At 60.0% G+C, this 16,683-nt stretch carries 14 protein-coding genes; 6 read left to right on the top strand and 8 right to left on the bottom strand.

The features are described from left to right. Positions 1–102 precede the first annotated feature (102 nt). The 7 genes from AC1DIG_RS11150 to bioB all read right to left on the bottom strand — a co-directional run bounded on the left by AC1DIG_RS11150 (position 103) and on the right by bioB (position 7,186). A complete protein-coding gene (locus tag AC1DIG_RS11150; RefSeq protein WP_477767352.1) occupies positions 103–1,908 on the bottom strand; it encodes a phenylacyl-CoA dehydrogenase in 1,806 nt (601 codons plus the stop codon). A gap of 277 nt (positions 1,909–2,185) precedes the next feature. Further along, positions 2,186–2,482 carry a hypothetical protein gene (locus AC1DIG_RS11155; protein ID WP_054594343.1) on the bottom strand — a complete coding sequence of 99 codons (297 nt, stop codon included), beginning with the start codon at positions 2,480–2,482 and terminating at the stop codon, positions 2,186–2,188. A 107-nt stretch (positions 2,483–2,589) separates the two neighbouring features. Further along, on the bottom strand, positions 2,590–3,270 hold the full coding sequence (gene bioD, locus AC1DIG_RS11160) for a dethiobiotin synthase (protein WP_477767353.1): 681 nt from the start codon (positions 3,268–3,270) through the stop codon (positions 2,590–2,592). Next, on the bottom strand, positions 3,267–4,079 hold the full coding sequence (gene bioC, locus AC1DIG_RS11165) for a malonyl-ACP O-methyltransferase BioC (protein ID WP_477767354.1): 813 nt from the start codon (positions 4,077–4,079) through the stop codon (positions 3,267–3,269). The genes bioD and bioC overlap by 4 nt, the downstream gene beginning before the upstream one ends. After that, positions 4,072–4,803: an alpha/beta fold hydrolase gene (locus AC1DIG_RS11170; protein ID WP_477767355.1), complete on the bottom strand. Its 732-nt coding sequence runs from the start codon at positions 4,801–4,803 to the stop codon at positions 4,072–4,074. Before AC1DIG_RS11170 ends, bioC begins: the two co-directional genes overlap by 8 nt. Further along, entirely contained in the window at positions 4,796–5,974 is a 1,179-nt protein-coding gene (gene bioF / locus AC1DIG_RS11175) for an 8-amino-7-oxononanoate synthase (protein ID WP_477767356.1), read from the bottom strand. The genes AC1DIG_RS11170 and bioF overlap by 8 nt, the downstream gene beginning before the upstream one ends. A gap of 156 nt (positions 5,975–6,130) precedes the next feature. After that, a complete protein-coding gene (gene bioB / locus AC1DIG_RS11180) occupies positions 6,131–7,186 on the bottom strand; it encodes a biotin synthase BioB (RefSeq protein WP_054594348.1) in 1,056 nt (351 codons plus the stop codon). A 90-nt stretch (positions 7,187–7,276) separates the two neighbouring features. Here bioB and AC1DIG_RS11185 point away from each other — a divergent pair, with 90 nt between their 5' ends. The 5 genes from AC1DIG_RS11185 to rarD all read left to right on the top strand — a co-directional run bounded on the left by AC1DIG_RS11185 (position 7,277) and on the right by rarD (position 13,225). Continuing rightward, positions 7,277–8,017, top strand: coding sequence for a double zinc ribbon domain-containing protein (locus AC1DIG_RS11185; protein ID WP_477767357.1), 741 nt, complete (start codon positions 7,277–7,279; stop codon positions 8,015–8,017). A 60-nt stretch (positions 8,018–8,077) separates the two neighbouring features. Continuing rightward, positions 8,078–8,842 carry a TOBE domain-containing protein gene (locus AC1DIG_RS11190; RefSeq protein ID WP_477767358.1) on the top strand — a complete coding sequence of 255 codons (765 nt, stop codon included), beginning with the start codon at positions 8,078–8,080 and terminating at the stop codon, positions 8,840–8,842. Positions 8,843–9,082: 240 nt separating this feature from the next. Next, entirely contained in the window at positions 9,083–10,984 is a 1,902-nt protein-coding gene (locus AC1DIG_RS11195; protein ID WP_477767359.1) for a PhoX family protein, read from the top strand. A gap of 186 nt (positions 10,985–11,170) precedes the next feature. Further along, positions 11,171–12,145 carry a serine/threonine protein kinase gene (locus AC1DIG_RS11200; protein WP_477767360.1) on the top strand — a complete coding sequence of 325 codons (975 nt, stop codon included), beginning with the start codon at positions 11,171–11,173 and terminating at the stop codon, positions 12,143–12,145. Positions 12,146–12,337: 192 nt separating this feature from the next. Further along, positions 12,338–13,225, top strand: a complete 888-nt coding sequence (gene rarD / locus AC1DIG_RS11205; RefSeq protein ID WP_477767361.1) for an EamA family transporter RarD — start codon at positions 12,338–12,340, stop codon at positions 13,223–13,225. A 215-nt stretch (positions 13,226–13,440) separates the two neighbouring features. Here the strand turns inward: rarD and AC1DIG_RS11210 are convergent, their stop codons facing one another. Further along, a complete protein-coding gene (locus AC1DIG_RS11210; protein WP_477767362.1) occupies positions 13,441–13,959 on the bottom strand; it encodes a glycine cleavage system transcriptional repressor in 519 nt (172 codons plus the stop codon). A 474-nt stretch (positions 13,960–14,433) separates the two neighbouring features. Between AC1DIG_RS11210 and AC1DIG_RS11215 the strand changes: the two genes are divergently transcribed. Then, a complete protein-coding gene (locus AC1DIG_RS11215; protein ID WP_477767363.1) occupies positions 14,434–16,611 on the top strand; it encodes a malate synthase G in 2,178 nt (725 codons plus the stop codon). Positions 16,612–16,683: the final 72 nt, after the last annotated feature.

Below are 16,683 nucleotides of genomic sequence, written 5' to 3' on the forward strand. Positions count from 1 at the left end.
TACTTAGCGTTTTAGTCGGGAATATTTGCAGCCGTTTTTAGCGGGCAGAAAAAAGCCGCTGCTCCCGAAGAAGCAGCGGCTGTTTGAAGCGCTCCGCAGGACTTAGTAGCCCAGTGCGAAGTCTTCTTCTTTCATGTCCATCAGGTTGTTAGCGCCCGACAGCATGGTTGCAACGTGAGTGCGGGTACGCGGCAGGATGCGCTGGAAGTAGAAGCGCGCTGTCTGCAGCTTGGCGGTGTAGAACGCCTCTTCGGTGGTGCCGGCAGCCAGTTTCTCGGCAGCCAGACGCGCCATGTCAGCCCAGAAGTAGGCCAGGCAGGCGTAACCGGAGTACATCAGGTAGTCCACCGACGCGGCACCGACTTCCTCGCGATCTTTCATCGCGGCCATACCGACCTTCATGGTCAGCTCGCCCCACTCCTTGTTCAGTGCAGCCAACGGCTCGACGAACTCTTTGACCGCTTCGTTGCCTTCGTTGGTCTGGCAGAACTTGTGGACGATCTTGGTGAAGCCTTTCAGAGCCTCGCCTTGAGTCATCAGCACTTTACGGCCCAGCAAGTCGAGCGCCTGGATACCGGTTGTGCCTTCGTACAGCATCGAAATACGGCTGTCGCGAACGTTCTGCTCCATGCCCCACTCGGCGATGAAGCCGTGGCCGCCGTAGATTTGCACACCGTGGTTAGCGGATTCGAAGCCGACTTCAGTCATGAAGGCTTTGGCGATCGGTGTCATGAAAGCCAGCAGCGCATCGGCTTTCTTCTTCTCTTCTTCGTCCACGCCGTACTTGACGATGTCGACCTGCTTGGCCGTGAAGTAAACCATCGCACGGTTGCCTTCGGCGAATGCCTTCATGGTCAACAGCATACGACGTACATCAGGGTGAACGATGATTGGGTCAGCGGCTTTGTCCGGCGCTTTCGGGCCAGTCAGGGAGCGCATTTGCAGGCGATCACGAGCGTATTTCAGTCCGCCCTGGAAGCCGATCTCGGCGTGGGCCAGACCTTGCAGAGCCGTACCCAGACGCGCGGTATTCATAAAGGTGAACATGCAGTTCAGGCCTTTGTTCGCCGGGCCGATCAGGAAACCGGTGGCCGCGTCGAAGTTCATCACGCAGGTGGCGTTACCGTGGATGCCCATTTTGTGTTCCAGGGAACCACAGCTCACGGCGTTGCGTGCACCGATGCTGCCGTCAGCGTTCGGCAGGAACTTTGGAACGATGAACAGCGAAATGCCTTTGGTGCCAGCAGGCGCATCCGGCAGGCGAGCCAGAACGATGTGGACGATGTTGTCGGCCATGTCGTGTTCGCCGGCCGAGATGAAGATCTTGGTGCCGGAAACTTTGTAGGAACCATCAGCCTGAGGCTCGGCCTTGGTGCGCAGCATACCCAGGTCGGTGCCGCAGTGCGGTTCGGTCAGGCACATGGTGCCGGTCCACTCGCCGGATACCAGTTTGGTCAGGTAAGCCTCTTGCTGCTCTGGCGTACCGTGTTCGGAAATGGTGTTCATCGCGCCATGAGACAGGCCTGGGTACATGCCCCACGACCAGTTGGCTTCGCCGACCATTTCGCTCACAGCTAGACCCAGAGACTCCGGCAGACCTTGGCCACCGTGCTCTACGTCGTGGGCCAGGCTTGGCCAGCCACCTTCGACGAATTGTTTGTAGGCTTCTTTGAAGCCAGTCGGGGTCTTAACGCCGGACTCGCTCCAGATGCAACCTTCGGTGTCACCCACGCGGTTCAGAGGAGCCAGCACCTGCTCACAAAACTTGGCGCCTTCCTCGAGAATGGCGTCAACCATGTCCGGGGTAGCGTCCTGGCAAGCCGGAAGGCTCTGATAGTGCGCTTCGTAGCCGAGCAGTTCGTCACGAACGAAGCGAATATCACGCAAGGGGGCCTTGTAGTCAGGCATAGCGATAAACCTCTGCTGATGTAACCGGGAATGAACGACCGCAATGATTTGTTGTGACGGTCAAACAGTTGTTTGAAACATACGTTTACGCCGAAATCTTGTCAAGCGTCGATCTTTTGCCGTTCGTCATGACCCACATAAATCCCGCACGCGCAAAGGCCCGCAGCCGGTGCGCAAGGCAACAAACCGTGTAGGAAAGATTAGTTGAGCGAGAAGGACATGCCCGACAGAACACCGCGCCAAGGGCGGCGTTCAGGCAAATAGGTTCAGCGAGAGATCAAGCGAAAGTATCGATCAACGTACCGAGCATTTCGTCAGAAGCCTTGGCGACTTTGACACCCAGTTCTGCCTGGATTTTGCCTTGGGACATATCGACCATATTACTGGCCAGATTCGATTGCTGGCTGCGATCGACCGAGCGCAATCGGTCGATCTGAGCGTCGGAGGACTGGCTGGAGGCCGAACGATCGACTGTGGTGCCGGCGATTTGGCTGGCGGCCTGATCAACACGGTTCTGCCCAGCCTGAATGGAACTCAGACCAGCATAAAACGCGGTGCTTCCCGAAATGTCCATGGAGCAACTCCATCCTGCAAAGGATAAACAGCGCTCATTGAACCAGAGACACCGACAAAAGGCCCGACAAAAACACTAATGGCACAATGCCTTGCCATAGGCAAAATCTAGTCGAGCAAGTCCAGCTGAAGATGCTCCGCCACCGCTTCTGCCGTGACTAGCTTGAGTTTCGGCACCCGCCCCAGGCACGGCGCCGGCAGGCGCTCAGCCAGCGTGGCGAGGTTCTCTTCCAGCCGCGACGTCTTGGGGTCAATGATGTTGGCCACCCAACCCGCCAGTTGCAAACCGTCCCGGGCAATCGCCTCGGCCGTCAGCAATGCATGACTGATGCAACCCAGGCGTACACCAACCACCAGAATCACCGGCAGATCCAGCGCCATCGCCAGGTCCGAGAGATTGTCCTGGTCAGCCAGCGGCACCCGCCAGCCGCCCGCACCTTCGATCAAGGTGAAGTCGGCCTGCTTGTCCACTATGTGCCGCATCGGCGCCAGCAACGACTGGACCGTCAGCGCGAACCCCGCCTCGCGCGCAGCCAGATGTGGCGCGATGGCCGGTTCGAAAGCCACCGGATTGACCTCGGCATAGGTCAACGGCAACGAACATTGCGCCAACAGCGCCAACGCGTCGGCATTGCGCAACCCTTTGGGTGTCACCTCGCAGCCAGAGGCCACGGGTTTCCCGGCCGCCGTGCTCAACCCCGCCAGCCGCGCGGCGTGCAGCAGGCCAGCGGCGATGGTGGTCTTGCCGACGTCGGTGTCGGTACCGGTGATGAAATAGGCTGCGCTCATAGTGGCTTCTCCAACACGGCGTAAACCACCTGATAGGTCGCGGGCAGTCCTTGCGCCTGACGAAACTGCTCATAGGCGTCGATCAAACCCATGATCCGCGCCCGGCCTGTCAGCCCGCCCGGCCGACCAGGATTGAGATTATGCGCGCCCAAGGCCTTGAGTTCGTGAGTCAGACTACGCACATCCGGGTAATACAGCACGTGCGGACAACTTTGCAGACTGATCACGTTAAAGCCGCTGGCCGCACACAGCTGTTGATACCTGCCGAACTCGCGGAAACGGTTGACGTGTACCAGGCCATCGACCTGACGCCAACTGTCGCGCAATTCATACAGCGTACCCACACAGAGACTGGCAAACGCCAACACACCGCCAGGTTTCAGAACCCGATAAGCCTCGCTCAGCACCGCCCTGAAATCGGCGCACCACTGCACCGCCAGGCTGGAGAACACCAGGTCACAGCTCGCGTTTTGCAACGGCAAGCGCTCGGCATCGCCGGCTATGAAATGTGTCGCGCCGCCCAAGGGCCGTGCGTGCTTGAGCATGCCTTGCGCGATATCCAGCGCCAGCCCTTCGCTGGCATCGAATCGTTCACTAAGCGCACGACTGAAATACCCTGTGCCACAGCCCAGATCCAGCCAGCGAGCGGGCGTTCGATCAGCCGGCAAACGCCCCAGCAACTCACTGCCGACAGCCCGCTGCAATTCGGCAACGCTGTCATAGCTGGCCGCTGCACGGGAAAAGGATGCCGCGACCTGACGCTTGTCGGGCAAGCCACCAGGCAGGTTGGGAAGGGATAAATCAGTCATCGCCGGACTCATGCAAAAAGGCCTGGATGGCCCCCGCCACACCGTGGGGATCTTCCAGAAGAAACGCGTGACTGGCCTGTTCAATCAGACCAATTTCGACATCGGGGAGTAACGCCAGCAGCTCACCGGCGGCTTCGGCCGGAACCAACCCGTCAAGCCCGGCGAACAGATGCAGCTGTGGACCTCGAAAGGCCTGCAAGGCTTGCCTATTGTCCAGTTGTGCGAGCACTTCCAACCCGCTCATCAACTGCGCCTGCGGGGTATTCGGCGCACCCGCCAACAACAGTCGCGACAACCCACGCGGGTCTTCGGCACCTTGGGCGCAGAGCAGACTGAAACGCTTGAGGGTCATGCGCGGGTCCGCGCTGCACCCGGCCAGAAACGCATCGAAGGTCTCGCCCGGCATGGCGCTCGACCACTCGGCATGCGCCACAAAGGAAGGGTTGCTCGCCAGCGTCAGCAAACCGCAGCAGCGCTCGCCGCGTCGAGCCGCGAGTTCTGAGGCGAGCATCCCGCCGAGCGACCAGCCACCGAGCCAGGCATCTTTGGGCAGGGTCGAATCCAGTTCGTCGAGCCATTCATCAAGGTCGCTCGACTCCAGTTCCGGCAGTGGTTCGATCTCGACGCGCAGGTGTTCGTCCAACCCCTGCAAGGCCGCTGCCAAAGGCTCCAGCGGCGAAATGCCGAGTCCCCAACCGGGCAACAGAATCAGACGATCACGCATGGTTCGGCTCCGCGCCCAGTTGCTGAAGACAATCGGCCAGACCTTCTAACAATAGCTGCACCTGCGCTTCGCTGTGCGCCGCTGTCAGGGTCACGCGCAAACGTGCACTGCCGGCCGGCACAGTGGGTGGACGGATCGCGGTCACCATTAGCCCGCGCTGACGCAGCATCTGCGAAAAAAGCATTGCGCGCCCGGCATCGCCGATCATGATCGGCTGGATCGGCGTAGCGCTGTCCATCAACTCCAGCCCCATCTGCTCGGCGCCTTTTCGAAATTGGCGAATCAGCACGTTCAGGTGCTCGCGTCGCCAATGTTCGCTGCGCAGCAACTCAAGACTTTTCAGGGTTGCACACGCCAGCGCCGGTGGCTGGCTGGTGGTGTAAATGTACGGTCGGGCGAACTGGATCAGGCTTTCGATCAGGTCATCGCTGCCCGCGACAAACGCGCCCGCGGTGCCGAACGCTTTGCCCAAGGTGCCGACCAAGACCGGCACATCCTCCAGACTCAATCCAAAGTGCTCGACGGTCCCGCCGCCATTAGCGCCCAAGGGACCAAAGCCGTGGGCATCATCGACCATCAGCCATGCGCCTTTGGCCTTGGCCTCGCGAGCCAGCGCCGGCAGGTCGGCGATGTCGCCGTCCATGCTGAACACCCCGTCGGTCACCACCAGCGTATTGCCGGTAGCCTTCTCCAGGCGTTTGGCGAGACTGACGGCATCGTTGTGTAAATAGCGATTGAAACGTGCGCCCGACAACAGCCCGGCATCCAGTAGCGATGCATGATTGAGTCGGTCTTCGAGCACCGTGTCGCCCTGCCCGACCAACGCGGTGACCGCACCCAGGTTAGCCATGTAGCCGGTGGTAAACAGCAACGCGCGCGGGCGCCCTGTCAGATCGGCCAAGGCTTCTTCAAGCGCGTGATGCGGACTGCTATGGCCGATCACCAGGTGCGAAGCACCGCCACCGACACCCCAGCGGACGGCGCCGGCACGCCAGGCTTCGATCACTTGCGGATGATTGGCCAGGCCCAGGTAGTCGTTATTACAGAACGCCAGCAATGGCTGGCCGTCGACCACCACTTGCGGACCTTGTGGGGTCTCCAGCAAGGGACGCTGGCGATAGAGGTTTTCAGCACGACGGGCAGCAAGGCGTGCGGCGAGATCGAAAGACATGCAGGCCTCGAAGGTCAACTCACAGAGTGCGGACGGTTGCACAGTCCCCCTGTGGGAGCGAGCTTGCTCGCGATGGCAATGTAGCAGTCAGCATAAATGTTGAATGTTATGGCCTCATCGCGAGCAAGCTCGCTCCCACAAGGGGTTCTGCGTCAATCAAACAGCGGCGTTGTAGAACTGCTCGCTGCTTTTCTGTTCGACCAGCGCTTGCTCGATAGCCGCCTGATGCACTTCGTCGGCGTGCTCTTCGCGTGCTTCCGGGAGGATGCCGAGGCGCGAGAACAGTTGCATGTCCTTGTCAGCCTGCGGGTTGGCGGTGGTCAGCAATTTCTCACCGTAGAAAATCGAGTTGGCACCGGCGAAGAACGCCAGGGCCTGCATCTGCTCGTTCATGGCTTCGCGGCCGGCGGACAGGCGCACGTGGGATTTCGGCATCAGGATACGTGCGACGGCGAGCATGCGGATGAAGTCGAACGGGTCGATGTCGTCGGCATTTTCCAGCGGCGTACCGGCGACTTTCACCAGCATGTTGATCGGCACCGACTCCGGATGCTCCGGCAGGTTGGCCAGCTGGATCAGCAGGTTGGCGCGGTCGTCGAGGGACTCGCCCATGCCGAGAATGCCGCCCGAGCAGATCTTCATCCCAGAATCACGGACATACGCCAGGGTTTGCAGGCGCTCGCTGTAAGTACGGGTGGTGATGATGCTGCCGTAGAACTCCGGCGAGGTATCAAGGTTGTGGTTGTAGTAATCGAGGCCGGCTTCGGCCAGGGCTACGGTCTGGTCCTGATCGAGACGGCCGAGGGTCATGCAGGTTTCCAGGCCCATGGCCTTCACGCCCTTGACCATTTCCAGCACGTACGGCATGTCTTTGGCCGACGGATGCTTCCAGGCAGCGCCCATGCAAAAGCGGGTCGAACCGATGGCCTTGGCGCGAGCAGCCTCTTCGAGGACCTTCTGCACTTCCATCAGCTTTTCTTTTTCCAGGCCGGTGTTGTAGTGACCGGACTGCGGACAATATTTGCAATCTTCAGGGCACGCGCCGGTTTTGATCGACAGCAGGGTCGACACCTGGACGCGATTGGCGTCGAAGTGCGCGCGGTGCACCGTCTGCGCCTGAAACAACAGGTCGTTGAATGGCTGAACGAAGAGTGCTTTGACTTCGGCCAAAGACCAGTCATGACGCAGGTTTGCAGTGGTGCTGGCGCTCATGGGCGTTTCCTTGTTTATGCTTGGCAAGCGGCTGTGGAACGGAATATCCACAGACGCGACACGGATGTTCGGCATATTTAAGGAAGAGCCATGCGCTGTCAACCACGATACAAAGGACCGGTTTACATCTGGTTAAAAAACGAACAATTCTGTTTGCTTTGCGATGAACGGTCTGACACCCTTCAACCAATTTGCACGTCCTGCGAAACCGAGTTGCCCTGGCTCGGCGACCATTGTCAGGTCTGCGCCCTGCCCTTGCCTGTGGCCGGCCTCACGTGCGGCCAGTGTTTGAAAGAGCCACCGGCCTTCGAGCAGGTGATCGCGCCCTGGACCTATAGCTTCCCGCTCGACAGTTTGATCACCCGCTTCAAGCATGGGGCAAAGTGGCCATATGGCCGCTTACTTGCTGAACTTCTTGCTCAATCGCTGCAACATCACTTCGATGAAGGCCTTAAGCGGCCCGACGCCTTGGTGCCGGTGCCCTTGGCCCGCAAACGGCTACGCGAGCGGGGTTACAACCAGGCGGCGATGCTCGCCCGCTGGCTCAGCAACAGCCTGCAGATCAACTGCGATGAGAACCTGCTGTTACGAACCCAGGACACCACCGCGCAACAGGATCTGGATGCCAAGGCGCGCAAACAGAACTTGCTCAGGGCCTTCGCACTGACACCGAACGCGCAGATCAAGGGGCGCCACCTGGCGCTTGTCGACGACGTGCTGACCACCGGTGCCACCGCGCAAAGCCTGACTCGCTTGCTGATCGGGGCGGGCGCGGCGCGGGTCGACGTTTATTGCCTGGCGCGCACACCAAAACCCGGGGAGCCGACTTGACTCTCACGCGCCAAGCCGCCAACGTCCAAATCCATCACTACCCGCTCGCAGCCCCTTGCCATGTCCTTGCCTACTTTGTTGTCCCAACACATCGTCCGTCGTCCGCAGCGCATCGCCTTGCTGCAACACATCGCCGAACAAGGCTCGATCACCCGCGCCGCGAAAAGCGCCGGGCTGAGCTACAAAGCCGCGTGGGATGCGATCGACGAGTTGAACAATCTGGCGCAGAAACCGCTGGTGGAACGCAGCGTCGGCGGCAAGGGCGGTGGTGGCGCAAAACTGTCCAGTGAAGGTGAACGGGTGCTGCGCCTTTATCAGCGCCTGCAAGCCTTGCAGGCACAGGTGCTGGAAGCCGCCGAAGACGCCAGTGACCTCGATTTGCTCGGGCGCCTGATGCTCAGGACCAGCGCGCGCAATCAGCTGCATGGCACGGTCACGACCATCGACTCTCAAGGCCGCAACGATCTGATCAGCCTGGAACTGGCGGCCGGGTTGACCATTCAGGCCCAGATCACCCACGACAGTACCCTGCGCCTGGAACTGGAAACGGGCACTGAAGTGGTGGCGTTGATCAAGGCTGGCTGGCTCGATTTACTCGGCGCAGGACAACTTGCAACACCCGGACACAATTGTCTGAAGGGCACTGTCGAGGAGATTCTCGACGCCGAAGATGGTCCCAGTGAAGTCCGAATCGCCCTGCCCAATGGTCAGACGCTATGCGCGCTGGCCGAGCCGCAGCACCTCAAAAGCCTGGGTTTAAGCGCCAAAAAAGCCGCCCAGGTGCAGTTCTCGCCCTCCAATGTTTTGCTCGGAACACCGCTCTAACTCAGGCCTGCCGCGCTTTTTGTAGCAGCTGCCGAAGGCTGCGTTCGGCTGCGAAGCAGTCGCAATCCTCTCGACTCAAATAAAGACTCAGAATCGCGGTGTCAGGTTTTTGCGGCGGCTTCGCCACCGAACGCAGCCTTCGGCAGCTGCTACAGGTCGGTGCTCACCCCGATCAAAACTGCAACATTTGTGTCATAGACGCTCCTTAAGGTGGCTGCAAAAACCAGCAGGGAGCCTGATGTGAGCCTATTAGAAGAAAACCAAGCCACCGACCTCGAAAAAATCGTCGGCCTCAGTCGTCGTGGTTTTATCAGCGCCGGCGCCCTCTGCGGTGCGGCGATGTTCCTCGGTGGCAACCTGCTGAGCCGTAGCGCACTGGCCGCCAGTGTCAACGCTGCTTCGAGCAAATTGCTGGGCTTCGACAGCATTGCAGCCGCCACCAGCGACACCATCACCCTGCCGCCGGGTTACACCTCTTCGGTGTTGATCAGTTGGGGCCAGCCGCTGCACAAGAACGGCCCGGCCTTCGACCCGAGTGGCAACGGCAGCGCCGAGGCCCAGGAAGTCCAGTTCGGTGACAACAACGACGGCATGAGCCTGTTCGCTTTCCCCGGCGACGACAATCGCGCGCTGATGGCGATCAACAACGAATACACCAACTACCGTTACCTCTACGCCCATGGCGGCATGCCGCAGTCGGCCGAAGAAGTGCGCAAAGCGCTGGCCTGCGAAGGCGTGTCGGTGATCGAAGTCCAGCGTAAAAACGGCCAATGGCAGTTCGTTCAGGGCTCGCGCTACAACCGCCGAATCCATGGCAATGCACCGCTGCAGTTGAGCGGCCCGGCCGCTGGCCATGAGCTGATGAAAACCGCCGCCGACAAGACCGGCAAAAAAGTGTTCGGGACCTTTCAGAATTGCGCCAATGGCAAAACGCCTTGGGGTACTTATCTGACCTGTGAAGAGAACTTCACCGACTGCTTTGGCAGCAGCAATCCCGAGCACAAGTTCGACGCCGCACAAAAGCGCTATGGCGCATCGGTCGCCAGCAAAGAGATCAACTGGCATCAACACGACCCGCGTTTTGATCTGGCGAAAAACCCCAACGAACTCAACCGTCACGGCTGGGTGGTGGAAATCGACCCGTTCGACCCGCAATCGACCCCGGTCAAACGCACCGCCCTGGGCCGTTTCAAACACGAAAACGCGGCCCTGGCCGAGACCCACGACGGTCGTGCGGTGGTGTACATGGGCGACGATGAACGTGGCGAGTTCATCTACAAGTTCGTCAGCCGCGACAAGATCAATCATGCCAACCTCAAGGCCAACCACGACCTGCTGGACCACGGCACGCTGTACGTTGCACGTTTCGATGCCGGCGACAGCAACCCCGACCATCCAAAAGGTCAGGGCCAGTGGATCGAACTGACTCACGGCAAGAACGGCATCGACGCCAGCAGCGGTTTTGCCGATCAGGCCGAGGTGCTGATTCACGCGCGTCAGGCCGCCAGCGTTGTCGGTGCCACGCGCATGGATCGCCCGGAGTGGATCGTCGTCAGCCCGCAAGACGGCCAGGTCTATTGCACCCTGACCAACAACGCCAAACGCGGCGAAGACGGGCAACCGGTGGGCGGGCCGAACCCACGGGAGAAAAACGTCTACGGGCAAATCCTGCGCTGGCGCACTGATCACGACGACCACGCGTCGCTGACGTTCGGCTGGGATCTGTTCGTGGTGGCGGGTAATCCAACCGTGCACGCCGGGACAGCGAAAGCCGGCTCGTCGAACATCACGCCACACAACATGTTCAACAGCCCGGATGGTTTGGGCTTCGACAAGGCAGGTCGCCTGTGGATTCTCAGCGACGGGGACTACAGCAATGCGGGCGACTTCGCGGGCATGGGTAACAATCAGATGCTTTGCGCTGATCCTGCGACCGGTGAGATCCGCCGCTTCATGGTTGGCCCGGTGGGCTGTGAAGTGACCGGCATCAGCTTTTCGCCGGACCAGAAGACCTTGTTTGTCGGGATTCAACATCCGGGGGAAAACGGTGGGTCGACCTTCCCCGAGCATTTGCCTAACGGTAAACCGCGCTCCTCGGTGATGGCGATTACCCGGGAAGATGGCGGGATCGTCGGCGCCTGACAGGCCCTCATCGCGAGCAAGCTCGCTCCCACATGGGATCTGTGAACACATAACCCTGTGGGAGCGAGCTTGCTCGCGATGGCGTCGGTAAAAACAACACTCACCTCAAGCCCAACCACTAAAGTCGCCCCTTCTGCGCTACCATGTTTGGCCGGACGCGGCAGCCTGCTGCGCGCAGGAGTCAGCATGTCTCACCCGTTTGAAACACTTACCCCCGATCTGGTGCTCGACGCCGTAGAAAGCATCGGCTTTCTCAGCGACGCCCGCGTCCTTGCGCTCAACAGCTATGAAAACCGTGTCTATCAGGTTGGCATTGAAGATGGCGAGCCGCTGATTGCCAAGTTCTACCGTCCGCAACGCTGGACCAACGCCGCCATTCTCGAAGAGCACCGCTTCACCTTCGAACTCGCCGAGTGCGAAGTGCCGGTGGTTGCGCCGTTGATTCACAACGGTGAAAGCCTGCACGAACACGCTGGTTTCCGCTTCACCCTGTTCCCGCGCCGAGGCGGCCGCGCGCCAGAGCCGGGCAATCTCGATCAGCTCTACCGTTTGGGGCAATTGCTCGGCCGCTTGCACGCAGTGGGCGCTACCCGCCCCTTCGAACACCGCGAAGCGCTGGGCGTCAAAAACTTCGGCCATGATTCGCTGACCACCTTGCTCGAAGGCAACTTCATACCGCGCAGCTTGCTGCCCGCTTACGAGTCAGTCGCCCGCGACCTGCTCAAGCGCGTGGAAGAAGTCTACAAAGACACGCCGCACCAGAACATCCGCATGCACGGCGATTGCCACCCCGGCAACATGATGTGCCGTGACGAGATGTTCCACATCGTCGACCTTGACGACTGTCGCATGGGGCCGGCGGTGCAGGACCTGTGGATGATGCTTGCCGGTGATCGTCAGGAATGTCTTGGCCAGTTGTCGGAACTGATGGACGGCTACAGTGAGTTCCACGACTTCAACCCACGCGAACTGGCGCTGATCGAACCTCTGCGTGCCTTACGCCTGATGCACTACAGCGCCTGGCTGGCGCGACGCTGGGATGACCCGGCGTTCCCCCACAGCTTTCCCTGGTTTGGCTCCGAACGTTATTGGGGCGATCAGGTGCTGGCATTGCGCGAGCAACTGGCGGCGCTCAACGAAGAACCGTTGAAATTGTTCTGACTCACCCGTTTCGCCCCTCCAAAGAAGATCCAATGTGGGAGCGAGCTTGCTCGCGATGCGAACGCCGCGGTGTATCTGGATGATCGCAGTGATGCAATCGCGAGCGAGCTCGCTCCCACAAAGGTTCCCTGCACATCGAGAAAAATCTCCTTACAATCCCCCCTTTGTTAGCTGCCTAAGCAAGGATTTTGCATGCAAGCCGCCAACCCGCGTCGCGGGTACCTATTGGGCCTGAGTGCCTACATCATCTGGGGATTGTTCCCGCTCTACTTCAAGGCCATTGCCGACGTACCTGCCGTGGAAATCATCATCCACCGGGTACTCTGGTCAGCGCTGTTCGGCGCCTTGCTGCTGATGGTCTGGAAGCACCCGGGCTGGTGGCGTGAACTCCGCGAGAACCCACGGCGGCTGGCAGTCCTCGCGCTGAGCGGCACATTGATTGCGGCCAACTGGCTGACCTACGTCTGGTCGGTGAACAACGGACGCATGCTCGAAGCCAGCCTCGGTTACTACATCAACCCGCTGGTGAACGTGCTGCTGGGCATGCTGATCCTCGGCGAACGGCTGCGACGCCTGCAGTGGTTTGCCGTTGGGCTGGCCACCGTTGGCGTCGCGCAGCAGGTCTGGCAAGTCGGCAGCCTGCCGTGGGTATCGCTGGTGCTGGCGCTGACCTTCGGTTTCTACGGATTGATCCGCAAACAGGCTCCGGTCAAAGCGCTGCCCGGACTGGTGGTGGAAACCTGGATGCTGGTGCCGATTGCCCTTGCCTGGTTGCTCTTCAATCCAACCGCTACCAGCGCGCAAGCAGCGTTCTGGACTACGTCCGAAGCCTGGTGGCTGGTCGCCGCCGGTCCGATAACGCTGGTGCCGTTGGTCTGTTTCAACGCCGCTACACGGCATTTGCCCTACACCACCATTGGCTTCCTGCAATACCTGGCGCCAACACTGGTGCTGCTGCAAGCCGTACTGCTGTTCGGCGAACACCTGTCGTCCACCACACTGGTGGCCTTCATGTTTATCTGGGCAGGTCTGGCGGTTTACAGCATCGACGCCTGGATGAGTTTGCGCCGGCGCGGCTGATCAAAAAACGCACAACTCCTTGCAAGCCACGGTCGCTGTGGCCTGCAAGCATCCGTCCCAAGGTTATCCACAGCGTGATCCCCGTCGTTTGTGCACAAGCCCTTGAAACTGCTGGTTTTTTGATCAACTCCTGAAGAGCCCCGACGGACGTGGGCTGGCGATGTGTCTCTACAGGTTATCCACAGGCCGGTGCACGCTTTACTTGGATAACCCGTTTACGGCTCGCTGCGCAGCACCAACTCCACCATCAAATCATCGGCCAGGGTCTCCAGCCGCGACTGCAACACGTCCAGGGAAAGGGTCAGCGGCACCGCAAGAATCGCTTCGGCGTGGAACAGCGGCTCGCTGCTCATCGGCGCCGGACGTACGTCGGTTACCAAGCGCTCAAGGTTGACCCCCTGCTCACTCAGCAAACGCGTGATGTCACGCACGATCCCCGGCCGGTCGTTACCGACCAGCTCCATGGCAATCGGCTTCCAGGTGCAGGATTGCTCAATACTGCTTTCGGCGATCAACACCCGAATCCCTTGGGCGGACAACGCCTGAAGCGCATCGACCAGCTCGTCATAGCCCTCGGCTGGCACGCCAACCCGAAGGATCCCGGCAAACTGCCCGGCCATCCGTGAAATGTTGCTCTCCAGCCAGTTACCACCATGCTCGGCAATACATTGGGCGACGTGCTCGACCTGGCCGGGCTTGTCCGGGGCGAATACGGTGAGTACGAGGTGGTCCATGGCACAGCCCTCTTGTCATGACTTTTGTTATAGAAAGGCAAGTATAGGCAAGGGACCCGATTCAGCGCGGAAGCAAAAAAATCAAAGCCCCATAGCAGTGAATTCAATATTATGTGTACAAGTTTTTAGATTTATCTGGAACAATCCAATAGTTTTTTGAGAACATCCTATTCCCCGGTGTGACCGGACAGCCTGGCCGGGTCGCTAAACGACGTAATTAGTCTAATTTTCACAACCGCAATTCATCATGTAGTATGCCGCAGCGCGCACTACATAACGTTGGATCGATGTCTGCCCAGGCGCCATCGCAACCCTCAAAGCCCCGTCAGCAAGGCTTCACGCCGTTGATTGGAACCACCCAGCCGCCAGCAATGGCATGTACTGGTAGAGGGGTTTGTGGTTTAAATGGCCAGAGGCTTCATTGTCAAATTGAAGAGCTGAAAAGCGAAATAGCTGAGCAGAGTGAGGCAAGCAATGACTGAACACGTTCAAGTCGGTGGCCTGCAGGTCGCCAAAGTCCTGTTCGACTTCGTGAACAACGAAGCCATTCCCGGTACCGGCCTCACCGCCGACAAGTTCTGGGCCGGTGCCGACAAGGTCATCCACGACCTGGCACCGAAGAACAAAGCCCTACTCGCCAAACGCGACGACCTCCAGGCTCGTATTGATGCCTGGCACCAGTCCCGTGCAGGTCAAGCGCACGACGCTGTGGCTTATAAGGCCTTCTTGCAAGACATCGGTTATCTGCTGCCAGAAGCGGCCGATTTCCAGGCAACGACGCAAAACGTCGACGACGAAATCGCCCGCATGGCCGGTCCACAACTGGTGGTTCCGGTGATGAACGCCCGCTTCGCCCTCAACGCCTCGAACGCCCGCTGGGGCTCGTTGTACGACGCGCTGTATGGCACTGATGCCATCAGCGAGGCCGACGGTGCGGAAAAAGGCAAAGGCTACAACAAGGTTCGCGGCGACAAGGTCATTGCCTTCGCCCGCGCCTTCCTCGACGAAGCCGCGCCATTGGCTGCTGGCTCCCACGTCGACTCTACCGGCTACAAGATTGTTGATCGCAAACTGGTAGTCAGCCTCAAAGGTGGCAGCAACAGCGGCCTGCGCAACGACGCACAGCTGATCGGCTTCCACGGCGACGCTGCGGCGCCGACCGCGATCCTGCTGAAAAACAACGGCCTGCACTTCGAAATCCAGATCGACGCCAGCACACCGGTCGGCCAGACCGACGCCGCCGGCGTCAAAGACGTCCTGATGGAAGCCGCACTGACCACCATCATGGACTGCGAAGACTCCGTGGCCGCCGTCGATGCCGATGACAAAGTGGTGATCTACCGCAACTGGCTCGGTCTGATGAAAGGCGATCTGTCGGAAGAAGTCGTCAAGGGTGGCAAGACCTTTACCCGGACCATGAACGCCGACCGCACCTACACCGCCCCAGACGGTAGCGAACTGAGCCTGCACGGCCGCTCGCTGCTGTTCGTGCGTAACGTTGGCCACTTGATGACCATCGACGCGATCCTCGACAAGGACGGCAACGAAGTGCCGGAAGGCATCCTCGACGGCCTTATCACCAACCTTGCAGCGCTGCACAGCCTCAACGGCAACACCACCCGCAAGAACAGCCGTACCGGTTCGGTCTACATCGTCAAACCGAAAATGCACGGTCCGGAAGAAGCGGCGTTCACCAACGAGCTGTTCGGGCGCATCGAAGACGTGCTCGAGTTGCCGCGCAATACCCTCAAAGTCGGCATCATGGACGAAGAGCGGCGCACCACGATCAACCTCAAGGCCTGCATCAAGGCGGCCAGCGAGCGCGTGGTGTTCATCAACACCGGCTTCCTCGACCGTACCGGCGATGAAATCCACACCTCCATGGAAGCCGGCCCGATGGTGCGCAAGGCCGACATGAAGGCCGAGAAGTGGATCGGTGCCTACGAAAACTGGAACGTCGACATCGGTTTGAGCACGGGCCTGCAAGGTCGTGCGCAAATCGGTAAAGGCATGTGGGCCATGCCCGACCTGATGGCTGCCATGCTCGAGCAGAAAATCGCTCACCCGCTGGCCGGCGCCAACACCGCCTGGGTCCCTTCGCCGACCGCCGCTGCGCTGCACGCGCTGCATTACCACAAGGTTGACGTGTTCGCCCGTCAGGCCGAACTGGCCAAGCGTCCTCGTGCATCGGTTGACGATATCCTGACCATCCCGCTGGCAAGCAACCCCGACTGGACAGCGGAACAGGTCCAGAACGAACTGGACAACAATGCTCAGGGCATCCTCGGTTATGTGGTGCGCTGGATCGACCAGGGCGTGGGCTGTTCGAAAGTGCCGGACATCAACGACGTCGGCCTGATGGAAGACCGTGCGACGCTGCGTATCTCCAGCCAGCACATCGCCAACTGGCTGCGTCACGGCATCGTCAGCGAAGCCCAGGTGCTGGAAACCCTCAAGCGCATGGCGCCGGTGGTTGACCGCCAGAATGCCAACGACCCGCTGTACCGTCCGCTGGCACCAAACTTCGACAGCAACATCGCCTTCCAGGCGGCGGTCGAACTGGTGATCGAAGGCACCAAGCAGCCGAATGGCTACACCGAGCCGGTCCTGCACCGTCGCCGTCGCGAGTTCAAAGCTGCCAATGGCCTGTGAATAAGCGCTGATGCTGGATAAGAAAAGGCCCTGATCGGAAGATCAGGGCCTTTTTTCATAGGAAGTCTCGGA

The organism is Pseudomonas sp. 05N431 (assembly GCF_056397005.1).

Excerpts from the sequence above, each read along its gene's own strand:
- AC1DIG_RS11150 (WP_477767352.1), bottom strand. The coding sequence starts at position 1,908 with ATGCCTGACTACAAGGCCCCCTTGCGTGATATTCGCTTCGTTCGTGAC.
- AC1DIG_RS11155 (WP_054594343.1), bottom strand. The coding sequence starts at position 2,482 with ATGGACATTTCGGGAAGCACCGCGTTTTATGCTGGTCTGAGTTCCATT.
- bioD (WP_477767353.1), bottom strand. The coding sequence starts at position 3,270 with ATGAGCGCAGCCTATTTCATCACCGGTACCGACACCGACGTCGGCAAG.
- bioC (WP_477767354.1), bottom strand. The coding sequence starts at position 4,079 with ATGACTGATTTATCCCTTCCCAACCTGCCTGGTGGCTTGCCCGACAAG.
- AC1DIG_RS11170 (WP_477767355.1), bottom strand. The coding sequence starts at position 4,803 with ATGCGTGATCGTCTGATTCTGTTGCCCGGTTGGGGACTCGGCATTTCG.
- bioF (WP_477767356.1), bottom strand. The coding sequence starts at position 5,974 with ATGTCTTTCGATCTCGCCGCACGCCTTGCTGCCCGTCGTGCTGAAAAC.
- bioB (WP_054594348.1), bottom strand. The coding sequence starts at position 7,186 with ATGAGCGCCAGCACCACTGCAAACCTGCGTCATGACTGGTCTTTGGCC.
- AC1DIG_RS11185 (WP_477767357.1), top strand. The coding sequence starts at position 7,277 with ATGCGCTGTCAACCACGATACAAAGGACCGGTTTACATCTGGTTAAAA.
- AC1DIG_RS11190 (WP_477767358.1), top strand. The coding sequence starts at position 8,078 with ATGTCCTTGCCTACTTTGTTGTCCCAACACATCGTCCGTCGTCCGCAG.
- AC1DIG_RS11200 (WP_477767360.1), top strand. The coding sequence starts at position 11,171 with ATGTCTCACCCGTTTGAAACACTTACCCCCGATCTGGTGCTCGACGCC.
- rarD (WP_477767361.1), top strand. The coding sequence starts at position 12,338 with ATGCAAGCCGCCAACCCGCGTCGCGGGTACCTATTGGGCCTGAGTGCC.
- AC1DIG_RS11210 (WP_477767362.1), bottom strand. The coding sequence starts at position 13,959 with ATGGACCACCTCGTACTCACCGTATTCGCCCCGGACAAGCCCGGCCAG.
- AC1DIG_RS11215 (WP_477767363.1), top strand. The coding sequence starts at position 14,434 with ATGACTGAACACGTTCAAGTCGGTGGCCTGCAGGTCGCCAAAGTCCTG.